Here is a 13,044-nt window from a genome sequence, read left to right as displayed (position 1 = left end):
CTCACACCAGCGGACGCCCCAGGGCGCGGCGCACCCGCAGGTCGGTGAGGGTCTGCCGGTAGGGCGCCTGCCGCAGCGGTGCGGGCAGCCGGTGCAGCACCGCGCCGAGCCGGCCCAGCCGGCTCGTGAAGTGGTGCTGATCGGCGGCGGTCCACTCGAGGCCCAGCAGCGAGCGGAACGGCTCGTGCAGGAAGCCGGTGGTCCAGAACGTCCGCTCCGCGAGCGTCGCCCGGCGCACCGGGCCGGGGAGGAAGTCGCCGCGCAGGAGCCGGTGGAGGTGGGCCCGCACGGTGTCGTCGATCCGCACGTGCCGCAGGCCGTCGTCCCACGCGTCGTCGAAGGCATCGCGGTCGGCCGGCCACTGCTCGGGGCGCATCTGCAGCGTCGTGCCGAGCGGCGCGCACGCGCGGTAGACGTCGTCGGGCAGGCGCATCCCCGGATCCCCGGCGAGCAGGCCCCACGTGTCCTCGAACGCGCGGTAGAGGCACAGCGCCACCCAGCGCTGCAGCTCCGGGTCGAACGCGTCGTACCCGACGGAGCTGTCGGCCGTCGCGTGCACGTGGGCGTGCGACCGCCCGACCGCCCGCCGGTACGCCCGGCGCTCGTCGTCGGTGCCGAGGAGGGCGACGGCGAGGTAGGCGTTGGTCGTCCGGAAGCGGTGCAGCGGGTGGAGCATGACGTTGCCGGAGTCGACCCGGCTCTCGGCGACCCCGTGGCCGACGCCCGGCCACGACAGCTCCATGACGACGTTGGCCGTCGCCGAGAGCACGACCGGCCCGAGCACGAGGTCCGCCGCGGCGCGCGGCGGACCGGTCACAGCCCGAGCGTCTTGCCGATGATGTCGCGCTGGATCTCGCTGGTGCCGCCGTAGACCGTCGAGACGACGCTCTGGCGCAGCAGGCGCTCCATGCCGTACTCGGTCGCGTAGCCGTAGCCGCCCAGCATCTGCATGCCCTCGAGCGAGAGGTGCTTGGCCAGCTCGGTGGCCTTGAGCTTGGCCATCGACGCCTCGCGCGGGAACAGCGCGCCCGGGTTGGCGTCGATGGTGCGCGCGGTGTCGTGCACGAGCAGCTTGAGGGCCGCCAGGTCGGTGGCGTTGTCGGCGATCCGGTGGCGCAGCGCCTGGAAGGTGCCGATCGGCCGGCCGAACTGCCGGCGCTCCTTGACGTAGGCCAGCGTGTCGTCGAACGCGCGGCGCGCCAGGCCGAGCATGAGCCCGGCGAGGATCATGCGCTCGAGGTTGAGCCCGGCCATGAGCTGGCGCCAGCCCTGGCCCTCGGTGCCGACGACGGCGTCGGCGGGCAGGTGGCAGTCGGTGAAGTAGAGGTCGTTGACCTCCTTGCCGCCCATCGTCTCGATGCCGTGGATCTCGAGGCCCGGCGCGTCGGTGGGGACCATGAACATCGTCAGTCCCTCGTGCTTGCCGCCCTCGGTGGAGGTGCGGGCAACGAGCAGGATGTGCTTCGAGATGTGGGCGTTGGAGCACCACGTCTTCTGGCCATTGACCACCCAGCCGCTCTCGGACTTCTCGGCCTTGCAGGTCAGGCCCCCGACGTCGGAGCCCGCGCCGGGCTCGGACATCGAGATCGCCAGCAGCTCGCCGTCGACGACCTCCCGGAGCAGCTGCTGCTTCTGCTCCTCGGAGCCGCTGCGCTCCAGCGCGGCCGCCGTGATGATCGTCGTGCCGAAGCCGCCGATGGGGATCTGGTGGTAGGAGGTCTCCTCGAGGAAGACGAGCAGGTCGGTCATCGACCCGCCGGAGCCGCCGTACGCCTCGGGCAGCGCGATGCCGAGCCACCCCTGCTCGGCCATCTTGCGGTAGACCTCCATCGAGTGCGGACCCTCGGCGGTCAGCTCGTCGCGGCGCGCCTTGTCGGGCACCTCGCGGCGGGCGAACTCGCCGATGGCGTTCGCGAGGTCCTGCTGCTCCTCGGTCAGGGTGACGGGCATCGTCTTCTCCTCTGGTCAGCTCTCGTCGAAGAAGCCGACGGCCTCGAGGTGCGCGACCAGCAGGTCGCGGCCGTCGAGGACGTGGGCCTCCATCGCCGCCCGGGCGGTCTCGGCGTCGCCCGACGCGAGCGCGTCGAGCAGGGTGCGGTGGGCCACCACGGTGGCGGTGCGCCAGGCCCGGCGGTCGGTGTAGAAGCGCGGCGGCAGGTAGTGCGCGGCGCGCCCCACCAGCCAGGCCAGCTTGCGGGCGCCGGCGGCACGGTTGAGCGCGGCGTGGAAGCGGCCCTCGGCCAGCGCCAGGTCGTCGGGCGCGCCGGCCTCGATGAGCGCGTCGACCTCGGCCGCCCGCTCCTGCAGCGCGGCCAGGCCGTCGGCGTCGAGGACCCGGGCCGCACGCGCCGCGAGGTCGCCGGTGAGCTGCGCCTGTACCGCGAACAGGTCCACGACGTCGTCGCGGTCCAGCGGCGCGACCACGAACCCGCGCCGGGGCAGCGCCCGCACCATGTCGTCGGCGCGCAGGGCCTGCAGCGCCTCGCGCACCGGCGTCGGGCTGACCCCCAGCTCGACGGCCAGCCGGTCGGGCCGCAGGAACGTGCCCGGCCGCAGCACACCGGACAGGATCCGCTCGCGCAGCTGCCGCGCCACCTGCTCCGGCAGCGCCGGGGCGTCGCCGAGCAGCGGGGCTGTCACGGCATCGACCATATCCTATGGGATCTGTCGCACCCACCCATGTGAGCAGTTGCGTCCCCCATAGGGGCCGCAACTGCTCACGAAGGGGTCGGGGTCAGGCGGCGGTCGCCACGGGCTCGCGGGCGGCGGCGCGGCGCACGAGCCGGTTCGCGGCCAGGGCGCCCAGGCCCGAGAGCAGGGTGATCACGACGAGGTAGGCCGAGGCGCCGGGCATGCCCAGCGGCGAGGCGAGCAGGAGCGTCGTGATGATCGGGGCGAGCGCGCCGCCGGCGATGGAGCCGAGCTGGTAGCCCACCGACGCGCCGCTGTAGCGCACCTCGGTCGGGTAGCACTCGGCGGCCAGCGCCCCGGACGGTCCCCACATCGGCGCCGACGCCCAGCGCGCGGCAGCCACGGCGAGGGCCACGAGCGCCAGCGCACCGGAGGCGAGCAGGGGCAGGAAGACGGCGGCGACGACCGCGGTGGCGATGCTGCCCGCGACGATCGTGCGGCTGATCCCCCAGCGGTCCGCGGCGGCGGAGAACCACAGGATGATCGGCACCTCGAGCACGGCCACGACGAGCACGATCGCGATCAGCGCCGCGCGCGGGAGCCCGAGGGTGCTGGTGCCGTACTGGATGGAGTAGGTCGCGGCCATGTAGCCGATGCCGGTGATGCCGGTGAACATCGCGATGCCGCAGAGCACCTGCGGGAAGTGGTGGCGCAGGACCGACACCAGGGGCAGGGCCATCGAGCCGGAGCGACGGACGGCGACGAACTCCGAGCTCTCCTCGATCCGCAGCCGGACCCACAGGCCCACGAGCACGAGCACGGCGCTGAGCAGGAACGGGATGCGCCAGCCCCACGTGCCGAACGCGCCGGCCGGGAGCGCCGCGGCCAGGACCAGGAAGACCGCGTTCGACGCGATGAGGCCGATCGGCACGCCGAGCTGCGGGAAGCTGCCGTAGAAGCTGCGCTTCGACTCCGGCGCGTGCTCGACCGAGATGAGCACCGCGCCGCCCCACTCGCCGCCGACCGCAAAGCCCTGGACGAGGCGCAGGACGACGAGCAGCACCGGGGCGAGCGCGCCGACGGCGGCGTAGGTCGGGAGCACGCCGATGAGGGTGGTGGCGACGCCCATGGTGACCAGCGTCGTGACGAGCGTGGCCTTGCGGCCGATGCGGTCGCCGAGGTGGCCGAAGATGACGCCACCGATCGGGCGGGCGATGAACCCGACGGCGAACGTCGCGAAGGCCGCGAGCGTGCCGGTCAGCGACGAGACCTGCGGGAAGAACTGCGGCGCGAACACCGTCACGGCCGCGAGGCCGTAGATGTAGAAGTCGTACCACTCGATCGACGTGCCGACGAGGCTCGCGAGCGCGACCTTGCGGACCTCCCGGCCCGAGCGCTCGGGGCTCTCCGGGGTGGTCGCGGGCGGGTCGTGGGACATGGGTTCTCCAGGGGTGCGGTGGTCGGGTCAGCGGGGGCGGGGCACGCGGCGGGCGCGGCCGGCGGCGAGCGCGTGCGAGACGCCCCCGGCGCTGGTGCGCACCAGGGGCGAGAGCACCGAGACGGGCGGGTTGCCGTGGTGGGCGACGACGGAGAGCGCCGCCACGACCTCGCCGGAGGCGTCGCGCACCGGCGCGGCGACCGAGGTCGCGTCGGAGGTGATCTGGCGGTCGCTGACGGCGTAGCCGCGCGTGCGCACGGCGGCGAGGGCCTCGCGGATCCTCGCCGGGTCGGTGAGCGTCCACGGGGTGTGGCGCGGGAACGGTCCCTCGAGGACGCGCTCCACCAGGTCCGGCGGCGCGTAGGCGAGCAGCACGAGCCCGACCCCGGTCGCGGTCATGGCCCACCGGCCGCCGACCCGGATGTGCACCTCGACGGCGCGGGTGCCCGCCAGGCGCTCGACGTAGACGATCTCGTCGTCCTCGCGCACGGCGAGCTGGACGTTCTCGCGGGTGACGGCGCAGAGGTCCTCCAGGTAGGGCAGCGCCCGCTCGCGCAGGCCCGGGCCGCGCGGTGCGAGCGCGCCGACCTCCCAGAGCCGCAGCCCCACCTGGTAGCGGCCGTCGCCGTCGCGCTCGAGCGCGCCCCAGGCCTCGAGCTCGGCGACGAGCCGGTGGGCCGTCGAGAGCGGCACACCGGACCGGCGCGAGATCTCGCTGAGGGTCAGGGTCGGGCGCTCGTCGGAGAACGCCTCGAGCAGGCGCAGCGCCCGGGCCACGACCGGCCCGGTCGACGGTCGCTCCGGGGGGAGCGCGGGGCCGGTCGGCACATCGGGGTGGGAGACGGCCATGTCCCCTCCGGTGGCGTCGGCGTACGGATCGCGGCGAGTGTGCGAGGCGTCACCCGACGCGACCAACGTCCGTTTCCGCATGCCGGAAGACCGGTGTCAGGCGGGTGTGAGCCGGACCGGGACCGTCGCGAACCCCCGCAGCCAGTTCGAGAGGCGGGGACGCGACGGGCCCGCGGGCTCGAGCCGCCCCACCCGGCGCGCGAGGGCGCCCAGCAGGGCCTCGGCCTCCATCCGCGCGATCACCTGTCCGACGCAGTTGTGGACGCCGCCGCCGAACGCGGTGTGGCCGGCGGCACGGCGGTGCAGGTCGAAGTCGTCCGGGGTGTCCCACCGCCGGGGGTCGCGGTTGGCGGCGCCGAGCATCATCAGCACCTTCTCGTCGGGCCGGACGACCGCGCCGGAGACCTCGACGTCCGTCGTCGCCGTGCGGCCGATGACCGGGCTCGGGGTGTGCAGGCGCAACCCCTCCTCGAACGCCGCGCGCGCCAGCCCCGGCTCCGCGCGCAGCGCCGCCCACTGGTCGGGGTGGCGGGCGAGTTCGTGGATGGTCGAGGCGAGGGCGAGGATCGTCGTGTCGATGCCCGCCGAGAGGAACGAGCGGACCAGCAGCGCCGCGTCCCCGACGGTGATGTCGCCCGCGTCCGCGTGGGCGTAGATCGCGGCGCCGATCCCGTCGTCGGTCAGCGCCTCGCGCCGCATCTGCCAGGCCACGTACTCCCGGGCCGCGCCCGCGCGGCGCTCGGCCTCGGCGCGCAGCTCGTTGTGCGGTCCCTGCGACTCGAAGTTCAGCGCCGCGTAGGGCAGCAGGTGCTCCCGGCCCTCGGGTGCCATCCCCACGGCGTCGGGCAGGACGGTCATCGGGAAGCGCTCGGCGAGGGTGGTGGCGGCATCGACGTCGCGGGCGTCCAGCGCCTCGTCGACGATCCGCGCCGCCGCCGCGGCGAACCGCTCGGCCAGCCCGGCCAGCGCCCGCGGCGCCAGGACCCGGTTCATCACCCGGCGGGCGGGCGTGTGCTCCGGCGGGTCGGTGTCGAGCAGCACGCTCGGCGGGCGCCAGCCCTCCCCGCGGCGGATGTCGGCCAGCCCGGTGCCCGCGGCGGACGACCACGTCGCGGGGTCGCGGAAGATCGCCGCGACGTCGGCGTGCCGCCCGGCGGCCCACACCCCGTGGGCGGTCAGCCACACGAGCGGCGCGGCCTCGCGGATCGCGGTGTCCGCCGGCACGGGGTCGGCCAGGACGTCGAGGGCGAAGGGGTCCACCGCGAGCTCCACCACGGGGTGCAGGGAACCACCGCGCGCCGGCCGGCGGGCACGCCGGCGGGCCGGTCTCCCGCATGCCGGGAGACGTCGTGGCGGGCGCCGGGGCGTCGTCCGCACCCTCGCGGTCACCGCACGACCCGAGGAGCCCGCGTGACCACCAGCCCAGATCTCACCGCACCCGACACCTTCGCCCGCCGCGAGTGGCCCCGCGCCGCCTGGTACGCCGCCGCGTACGACGTCGAGGTGGGCGCGCACCTGCTCCCGCGCACGGTCGCGGGCGCGTCGCTGGTGCTGTTCCGCACCCCGTCCGGGGAGGCCCGGGCACTGGAGAACGCGTGCTGGCACCGGCTGCTGCCGCTCTCGGAGGGCAAGCTGCTCGGCGACGAGGTCATGTGCGGCTACCACGGGCTGCGCTACGACGCCGACGGCCGCTGCACGTTCATGCCCTCCCAGCGCACGATCAACCCGTCGGCGCGGGTGCGCTCCTACCCGGTGGTCGAGCGCCACCGGTTCGTCTGGGTGTGGACCGGTGACCCGGCCGACGCCGACCCGGCGACGGTCCCGGACCTGCACTGGAACGACGACCCGGAGTGGGCCGGCGACGGGCGGCTCATCCACGTCGACTGCAACTACAAGCTGATCGTCGACAACCTCATGGACCTCACCCACGAGACGTTCGTGCACGGCGGGAGCATCGGGCACCGCTCGGTGGCCGAGTCGCCGTTCGAGGTCACCCACGGCAAGGGCACGGTGACCGTCACCCGCTGGATGATCGACGTGGAGGCGCCGCCGTTCTGGGCCCGGCAGCTGGAGTGGCGGGGCGCGCCGGCGGGCAACGTCGACCGCTGGCAGATCATCCACTTCACCCCGCCCGGGACGATCGCCATCGACGTCGGCGTCGCCCCCACGGGCACCGGCGCGCCCGAGGGCGACCGGTCGGCGGGCGTCAACGGCTTCGTGCTCAACACGATGACCCCGGAGACCGGCACGTCCACCCACTACTTCTGGGCGTTCGCGCGCAACTACGCGCTGGGCGACCAGCGCATCACCACGCTGCTGCGCGACGGGGTCAGCGGCGTGTTCGCCGAGGACGAGGAGGTGCTCGCCGCCCAGCAGCGCGCGATCGACGCCCACCCCGACAAGGACTTCGCGAACCTCAACATCGACGGCGGCGCGATGTGGGCGCGCCGGATGATCGACCTGATGCTCGCCGCCGAGGACGCCTCGTACGCCGAGGCCGGGGCCCGGGCCGAGCGCGAGATCGCCGAGCACGACCGCCGCGACCCCGGCGCGGGCGCCGAGCGGGAGGTCGCTCGCGCCCGGGCCGAGGCCGAGGCCGCACGGGGCCGGGCGTGAGCGCGCTGGTCGGCGCCGTCGTCCGCGACGCCCGGGAGGTCGCCGAGGGCGTGCGCCAGCTCGACCTCGTGCCCGACGACGGCGTGCGTCCCGTCCCGGCGGGCGCCCACGTCGACCTCGCGCTGCAGGTCGACGGGCTGCCGGTGACGCGCTCCTACTCCGTCGTCGGGGCGTCGCCGGTGGACGGCGCGTACCGGATCGCGGTGAAGCTGGTCGACGACAGCCGGGGCGGCTCGCGTCGGGTGCACGCCCTCGTGCCCGGCGAGCGGCTGGCGATGCGCCACCCCGTCAGCGACTTCGCCCTCGACCCGCACCGCCCCGGGCACCTGCTCGTCGCGGGCGGCATCGGCATCACGCCGCTGGTGGGCATGGCGGAGGTCCTCGTCCGCCGCGGCGGGCCCGTCCGGCTGGCCTGGGCCGGGCGCCGGGCCGCAGCGCTGCCCTACGTCGAGCAGCTGCGCGACCTGCTCGGCGACGGGTCGGTGTGCCTCGCGGTCTCCGAGCGGGGAGAGCGGCTCGACGTGGCGGCCGAGGTCGCGCGGCTGCACACGGACGGGGAGGCGTACGTGTGCGGCCCGCCCCGGCTCACCGACGCGGTGCGCGCGGCGTGGCGGGAGCAGGGCCGGCCGGCGCACCGGCTGCGCACCGAGACCTTCGGCACCGCGGGCCGCCACCCCACCGAGCCGTTCGACGTCGAGGTCCGCGACCACGGCGTGACGGTGCACGTGCCGCGCGACCGCACCCTGCTCGCGGCGCTCGCCGACGCGGGCGTCGAGGTCGTGGCCGACTGCCTGCGCGGCGAGTGCGGCCTGTGCACGGTGACGCTGCTCGACACCGGCGACCGGGCCGTGGACCACCGCGACGTGTTCCTCGACGCCGACGAGCAGGAGACCGGCGCGCGGCTCTGCGCGTGCGTGTCGCGGTCGGTCGGCGGCCGGATCGCCATCGACACCGGGTACCGGCCCTGATCAGTCCTCCTCGTCGCCCGGTGCGGCGAGCGCCAGGCCCAGGAGCAGGCGGTCGCGGGCGTCGGTGAGCCGGCGGCCGGTGAGGGTCTCGAGGCGCGCCAGGCGGTACATCACCGTGTTGCGGTGGCAGTACAGGACGCCCGCCGCGCGGGACGGTGAGCCGTCGGCGTCGAGCACCGCGCGCAGGGTGTCGAGCAGGGTCGCGCGCTCCCGGGTCGGCAGGTCGAGCAGGTCGCCCAGGGCCGCGCGGCGCAGGCGCGGGGCGAGGTCGGGTGCCTCGGCGAGCAGCGCCTCGGGCAGCCGCTCGTCGAGGCCGGTGACGGCGCCGGCGCCCGCCGGGAGGGTGCGCGCGGCGAGGCGGGCCCACCGGTGCGCGAGGTCGAGACGGCCCAGCCCGGCCACCGGCGGCGACACCCCCACCGGCCCGCACGCCCGCCGCCGCAGCGCCTCGCTCACCGCGGGCAGGGCGGCGGCCGCGTCCTCGGCCGGGACGACGACGCCGACCAGCTCCGCCGAGCGCGCGTGCCACAGCGACGGCGCGATCCCGGCGAGCGCGTCCGCCGGCGACGGCAGCGGGTCGTCCTCGCCCTCGGCGATCGGCGCGACGACGCACAGCAGCTCGGCGTCCTCGGGCACGTCGAGCAGGCGGGCCGCGTCGCGCACCACCGCCGGCTCGTGGCCCCGCCCGGCGAGCAGGCCCTCGAGCACGGCCCAGCGCCGCCCCAGCTCGAGCCCGCGCAGCCGCGCCTCCTCGCGGCGGTAGGCGTCGACGAGGCGGTCGGAGCTCGCGTCGAGGATGCGCCAGACGTCGTCCGCGATCGCCGGGAGCGCCGCGTCGTGGACGCCGTCGAAGCGCGTGCGCGCCACCTCGCGCATCCGCTCCCACACCAGCCGCCCGCACTGGCGGTAGGCGCGCAGCACCACCTCGAGGGGCACGCCCTGCCGGGCCCGCCGCCGCCCGGTGTCGACGGTCAGCGCGGCGGCGTCGACGTCGGCGGGCAGGTCGCCCGCGAGCTGGGTGAGCAGCCGCTCGAGGCTCGCGCGGCACGTCGCCCGCAGGTCGTCGTCCACCGGGACGCCGAGCACGTCGTAGACGTCCTCGCCCTCGAGGATGCGGCCGGTCAGGCAGTCGGCGAGGTCGTCGACGTCGGTGAGCAGGGCGCGGCAGAGCACCGTCAGGGTGTCGGCGGTGACGGCCACCGCGACAGCTTGCCGTGCCACGCGCTGTGCGGTCCACGTCACATGTTGTGCTCGGCGCCCATGTCGTCCGATCTCGACAGCGGCGACGATCCAGGGCATGACGGCGACGGGTGCGGAATCGGGAGCAGGCGTGGGCCGCCGCGAGGTCCGCCGGACCTCGATGGTCAGCCTGCTCGGCTCGACCATCGAGTGGTATGACTTCTTCATCTACGGGACCGCCGCCGCGCTGGTCCTCAACACCGCGTTCTTCCCGAGCGTCGACCCGTTCGTCGGGACGCTCGCGGCCTTCAGCTCCTTCGCCGTCGGGTTCCTCGCGCGCCCGATCGGCGGGATCATCTGGGGCCACTTCGGGGACCGCATCGGGCGCAAGAAGGCGCTGGTCTCGGCGCTGTTCCTCATGGGGGCGTCGACGACGCTCGTCGGCCTGCTCCCCAGCTACGCGACGATCGGGGTCGCCGCGCCGGTGCTGCTGTTCGTCCTGCGGATCCTGCAGGGGCTGGCGGTCGGTGGGCAGTGGGGCGGCGCGGTCCTCATCGCCACCGAGTACGCCCCGCCGCACCGCAAGGGCTTCTACGGCAGCTTCCCGCAGCTCGGCGTCCCGATCGCCGTGATCGTGTCCAACGGCCTGTTCCTCGCCCTCGAGGCCGGGCTCGGCGAGGAGGCGTTCGAGTCCTGGGGCTGGCGGGTGCCGTTCCTGCTCTCGATCCTGCTGATCGGCGTCGCCCTCTACGCGCAGCTGCGGCTGGAGGAGACCCCGGCGTTCAAGGAGATCGCCGCCAGGGACGTCTCGGGGGCCGAGGGCGCCCCGAAGAAGCGCTCGCCGATCATCGAGGTGCTGCGCTCGCACCCCAAGCAGGTGATCCTCGCCGCCGGGTCGTTCATCGCGGTCAACGGCGGCTTCTACATCTACATCGTCTACGCGCTGTCCTACGGCGTGAAGGTGCTCGACCTGCCCGAGTCGACGATGCTCGTCGGGATCCTTGGCTCGAGCGCGGTGAACCTCGCGCTGATCCCGCTGTTCGCGCTGCTGTCGGACCGGGTGGGCCGACGGCCGGTCTACCTCGCCGGCGCGGTCGGCACGGTCGTCGCCGCGTTCCCGGTGTTCTGGCTGATCGACACCAGGTCGACGTTCCTGATCTTCCTCGGGCTGCTGATCGGCGGCATCGCCAACTCGGCGATGTACGGGCCGCAGGCGGCGCTCTTCGCCGAGCTGTTCAGCGCCGAGGTGCGCTACTCCGGCGCGTCGCTGGGCTACCAGATCGGCGCGGTGCTCGGCGGCGGGCTCGCCCCGCTCATCGCCGCCTCGCTGTACGAGGCGACCGGCACCTCGGCGTCGACGTCGTGGTACCTGCTCGCGATGGGCGTCGTCACCGCGGTCTCGGCCTGGCTGCTGCACGAGACGCACCGGCCGAAGGAGTTCGTCTAACCCGGCCGCTTCGCCGGCTTGCCCCGCCACGCCAGTGACCGCGCGTCGAGCTCGCGCACCAGCGGGTCGCCCTCGATGAGCATCCGCTCCCCCTGGGCGACGGCGTGGGCGAGGCGCTCGTCGTCGAGCCGGCGGTACGCCGCGCCGCGGGCCCGGCCGAGCACGTCGTACCAGCACCCGCCGACGGCGTCGTCGAGCAGGACGCGGCCGAAGCAGTGGTCGCGGCGGATGACCCAGCCGCCCCGCGCGGCCGCCGCCGGGAGCTCGTCGTCGACGAGCTCCCGGTAGCGGGCGAGCAGGGCGTCGCGATCGGCCATGACCCCGGCTACCCGGGTTACTGGCTGGTATCGCTCGCTGAGCGAGCGATACCAGCCAGTAACCGTCGTCGGGCGGGGGCTCAGCGTCGCCGCTTGGCCTCGTCCTCCGCCTCGGCCAGCTCGAGGGCCTCAGCCTTCTTCTCCGCCGCCTCCCGCTCGGCGGCGACGGCCTCGGACTCCTCCGCCACGCGCGTCTTCCGGGCCTCCTGGGCGTGGGCGTCGACGCGCTCCTGCGCCTTCGCCTCGTCGCGCTCGGCCTGCTCCTTGCGCTGCTGCTCGCGCTGCTCCGCCTGCTGGACCCGCTGCCGGCGCTCCTTCTCCAGCTCCTGCTGCTGGTCGCGCTTCTGCTCGCGGACCTGCTCGCGCTGCTGCTGGTCGGCCTCGCGGCGCTGCCGCAGGCGGTCGTCGGCCACCTCGCGACGGGCGTCTGCGGCCCGGTCGCGCTCGGCGGCCTCGCTGCGCTGCCGCACCCGCGCGTCCTTGATCCGTCCGTCCGCGGACAGCTCGGGGTCGCCGAGCACGGAGCCCAGCACGCCGCGCACGGTGGCCTCGACGCTGTCGAACGCCAGCGCCGGGCCCCACTCCTTGTTGCCGCCGTTGCCGGTGACCTGGGCCAGCAGGTCGACGGGCACGCGGGCCACGCCGAAGCCGACCGACACGATCGTCCGGGGCACCACGGCCAGGGGGTTCGCCATGGGTCAGTCCTCCTCGAGGGTCTCGATCGCGTCCGCGTCCCGGCGCGCCCGCTCCGCCCGGACCTCCTCGTCCCGCGCGCGACCCTCGGCGTCCGCGCGCTCGCGCACGGCGTCCACCTCGTCGCGGCGCAGCTCCTGCTCGCGGGCCTGCGCGACCTGCTCGGTCGCCTGCTTCCGGACCGCGGTGTCCTGCGCGGCCCGCTGCTGCTCGGCGCGCCGGTCCTGCTCCGCGCGCTCCTCGCGCGCCGCGGTCGCGTCCTCGACGGCGATCCGCTCGCGCTCGACCGCGAGCTCCTCCTCCTTGGCCTTCGCCTCGGCCTCCTCGCGCTTCTGCGCGGCGAACTCGTCGGCGCGCTTCGCCTCCTTGGCGACGTCGGCCTTCTCCTGCTGCAGCTCGCCCTCGGCGCGCAGGTCCTGGTTGTCGGTGATCGCTCCGGCCGCCTGCTTGGCGGCGCCCGCGATGCGCTGACCCACGCGCGTCGCCTTGCTGGACTCGGCGGGATCGGCCATCTGCCCCTCCTCCTACTGACCGGTACGGCTCGACGCGTGGTACCCACTGCGTCGACCGGAGGATCACCCGGCCCACCGCGTGCGTGGCCGCGCGAACGGGCACGCTCCGGAGGTGACGACGACAGCACCCGCCCCGGCCCGTCCCACCCCGCCCGACCCCCAGCGGGTGCGCCACAGCGGGCCCGACGGCATCGCCCTCCCGATCCCGTTCCTGGGCACGATCGAGCTGTCCCGCGCCGAGCTCGCCTACGTCGGGGGGATCGCGGGGCTCGCCGCCCTGGGGCTGCTGGAGTGGCCGATCGCGCTCGTCATCGCCGGCGGCCACGTGCTCGCCGCCGACCGCTCCAGCAAGACGGTGCGGGACCTGGGCGACGCGATGACCGAGGCCTGAGGC

Annotated in this window: 14 protein-coding genes; 4 read left to right on the top strand and 10 right to left on the bottom strand. The window is 75.1% G+C overall.

The window, feature by feature from the left end:
* Nucleotide 1: 1 nt before the first annotated feature.
* The 6 genes from ABD994_RS13255 to ABD994_RS13230 all read right to left on the bottom strand — a co-directional run bounded on the left by ABD994_RS13255 (nt 2) and on the right by ABD994_RS13230 (nt 6,193).
* A complete protein-coding gene (locus ABD994_RS13255) occupies nt 2-817 on the bottom strand; it encodes an oxygenase MpaB family protein (RefSeq protein ID WP_345415020.1) in 816 nt (271 codons plus the stop codon).
* On the bottom strand, nt 814-1,950 hold the full coding sequence (locus ABD994_RS13250; RefSeq protein WP_345415018.1) for an acyl-CoA dehydrogenase family protein: 1,137 nt from the start codon (nt 1,948-1,950) through the stop codon (nt 814-816). The genes ABD994_RS13255 and ABD994_RS13250 overlap by 4 nt, the downstream gene beginning before the upstream one ends.
* Before the next feature lie 15 nt (nt 1,951-1,965).
* Complete coding sequence (locus ABD994_RS13245) at nt 1,966-2,640, bottom strand: GntR family transcriptional regulator (RefSeq protein ID WP_345415016.1); 675 nt, start codon at nt 2,638-2,640, stop codon at nt 1,966-1,968.
* A gap of 94 nt (nt 2,641-2,734) precedes the next feature.
* A complete protein-coding gene (locus ABD994_RS13240; protein WP_345415014.1) occupies nt 2,735-4,069 on the bottom strand; it encodes an MFS transporter in 1,335 nt (444 codons plus the stop codon).
* A gap of 27 nt (nt 4,070-4,096) precedes the next feature.
* Nucleotides 4,097-4,918, bottom strand: a complete 822-nt coding sequence (locus ABD994_RS13235; protein ID WP_345415012.1) for an IclR family transcriptional regulator — start codon at nt 4,916-4,918, stop codon at nt 4,097-4,099.
* A gap of 96 nt (nt 4,919-5,014) precedes the next feature.
* A complete protein-coding gene (locus tag ABD994_RS13230; protein WP_345415010.1) occupies nt 5,015-6,193 on the bottom strand; it encodes a cytochrome P450 in 1,179 nt (392 codons plus the stop codon).
* A 135-nt stretch (nt 6,194-6,328) separates the two neighbouring features.
* On the opposite strand from ABD994_RS13230, the gene ABD994_RS13225 reads away from it, so the two are divergent.
* Complete coding sequence (locus ABD994_RS13225; protein ID WP_345415008.1) at nt 6,329-7,534, top strand: aromatic ring-hydroxylating dioxygenase subunit alpha; 1,206 nt, start codon at nt 6,329-6,331, stop codon at nt 7,532-7,534.
* A complete protein-coding gene (locus ABD994_RS13220) occupies nt 7,531-8,502 on the top strand; it encodes a PDR/VanB family oxidoreductase (protein ID WP_345415006.1) in 972 nt (323 codons plus the stop codon). Before ABD994_RS13225 ends, ABD994_RS13220 begins: the two co-directional genes overlap by 4 nt.
* Here the strand turns inward: ABD994_RS13220 and ABD994_RS13215 are convergent, their stop codons facing one another.
* A complete protein-coding gene (locus ABD994_RS13215) occupies nt 8,503-9,702 on the bottom strand; it encodes a PucR family transcriptional regulator (protein WP_345415004.1) in 1,200 nt (399 codons plus the stop codon).
* Nucleotides 9,703-9,799: 97 nt separating this feature from the next.
* Between ABD994_RS13215 and ABD994_RS13210 the strand changes: the two genes are divergently transcribed.
* A complete protein-coding gene (locus ABD994_RS13210) occupies nt 9,800-11,128 on the top strand; it encodes an MFS transporter (RefSeq protein ID WP_345415002.1) in 1,329 nt (442 codons plus the stop codon).
* On the opposite strand, the gene ABD994_RS13205 is transcribed toward ABD994_RS13210, so the two are convergent.
* The 3 genes from ABD994_RS13205 to ABD994_RS13195 all read right to left on the bottom strand — a co-directional run bounded on the left by ABD994_RS13205 (nt 11,125) and on the right by ABD994_RS13195 (nt 12,650).
* Nucleotides 11,125-11,445, bottom strand: coding sequence for a hypothetical protein (locus ABD994_RS13205; protein WP_345415000.1), 321 nt, complete (start codon nt 11,443-11,445; stop codon nt 11,125-11,127). The two genes, ABD994_RS13210 and ABD994_RS13205, sit on opposite strands and share 4 nt — an antisense overlap.
* An 80-nt stretch (nt 11,446-11,525) precedes the next feature.
* Entirely contained in the window at nt 11,526-12,140 is a 615-nt protein-coding gene (locus ABD994_RS13200) for a hypothetical protein (protein ID WP_345414998.1), read from the bottom strand.
* A 3-nt stretch (nt 12,141-12,143) separates the two neighbouring features.
* The gene (locus ABD994_RS13195; protein WP_345414996.1) at nt 12,144-12,650 is read right to left on the bottom strand and encodes a hypothetical protein; all 507 of its coding nucleotides are present in this window, start codon (nt 12,648-12,650) and stop codon (nt 12,144-12,146) included.
* 112 nt (nt 12,651-12,762) lie between these two features.
* On the opposite strand from ABD994_RS13195, the gene ABD994_RS13190 reads away from it, so the two are divergent.
* Complete coding sequence (locus ABD994_RS13190; RefSeq protein WP_345414994.1) at nt 12,763-13,041, top strand: hypothetical protein; 279 nt, start codon at nt 12,763-12,765, stop codon at nt 13,039-13,041.
* Nucleotides 13,042-13,044: the final 3 nt, after the last annotated feature.

The organism is Actinomycetospora chlora, assembly GCF_039542135.1.
GTDB lineage: Bacteria > Actinomycetota > Actinomycetes > Mycobacteriales > Pseudonocardiaceae > Actinomycetospora > Actinomycetospora chlora.
The sequence above is the reverse complement of the archived record's forward strand: the minus strand, read 5'-3'. Positions and strand labels throughout refer to the sequence as shown.

Excerpts from the sequence above, each read along its gene's own strand:
- ABD994_RS13250 (WP_345415018.1), bottom strand. The coding sequence starts at position 1,950 with ATGCCCGTCACCCTGACCGAGGAGCAGCAGGACCTCGCGAACGCCATC.
- ABD994_RS13240 (WP_345415014.1), bottom strand. The coding sequence starts at position 4,069 with ATGTCCCACGACCCGCCCGCGACCACCCCGGAGAGCCCCGAGCGCTCG.
- ABD994_RS13235 (WP_345415012.1), bottom strand. The coding sequence starts at position 4,918 with ATGGCCGTCTCCCACCCCGATGTGCCGACCGGCCCCGCGCTCCCCCCG.
- ABD994_RS13210 (WP_345415002.1), top strand. The coding sequence starts at position 9,800 with ATGACGGCGACGGGTGCGGAATCGGGAGCAGGCGTGGGCCGCCGCGAG.
- ABD994_RS13205 (WP_345415000.1), bottom strand. The coding sequence starts at position 11,445 with ATGGCCGATCGCGACGCCCTGCTCGCCCGCTACCGGGAGCTCGTCGAC.
- ABD994_RS13200 (WP_345414998.1), bottom strand. The coding sequence starts at position 12,140 with ATGGCGAACCCCCTGGCCGTGGTGCCCCGGACGATCGTGTCGGTCGGC.
- ABD994_RS13195 (WP_345414996.1), bottom strand. The coding sequence starts at position 12,650 with ATGGCCGATCCCGCCGAGTCCAGCAAGGCGACGCGCGTGGGTCAGCGC.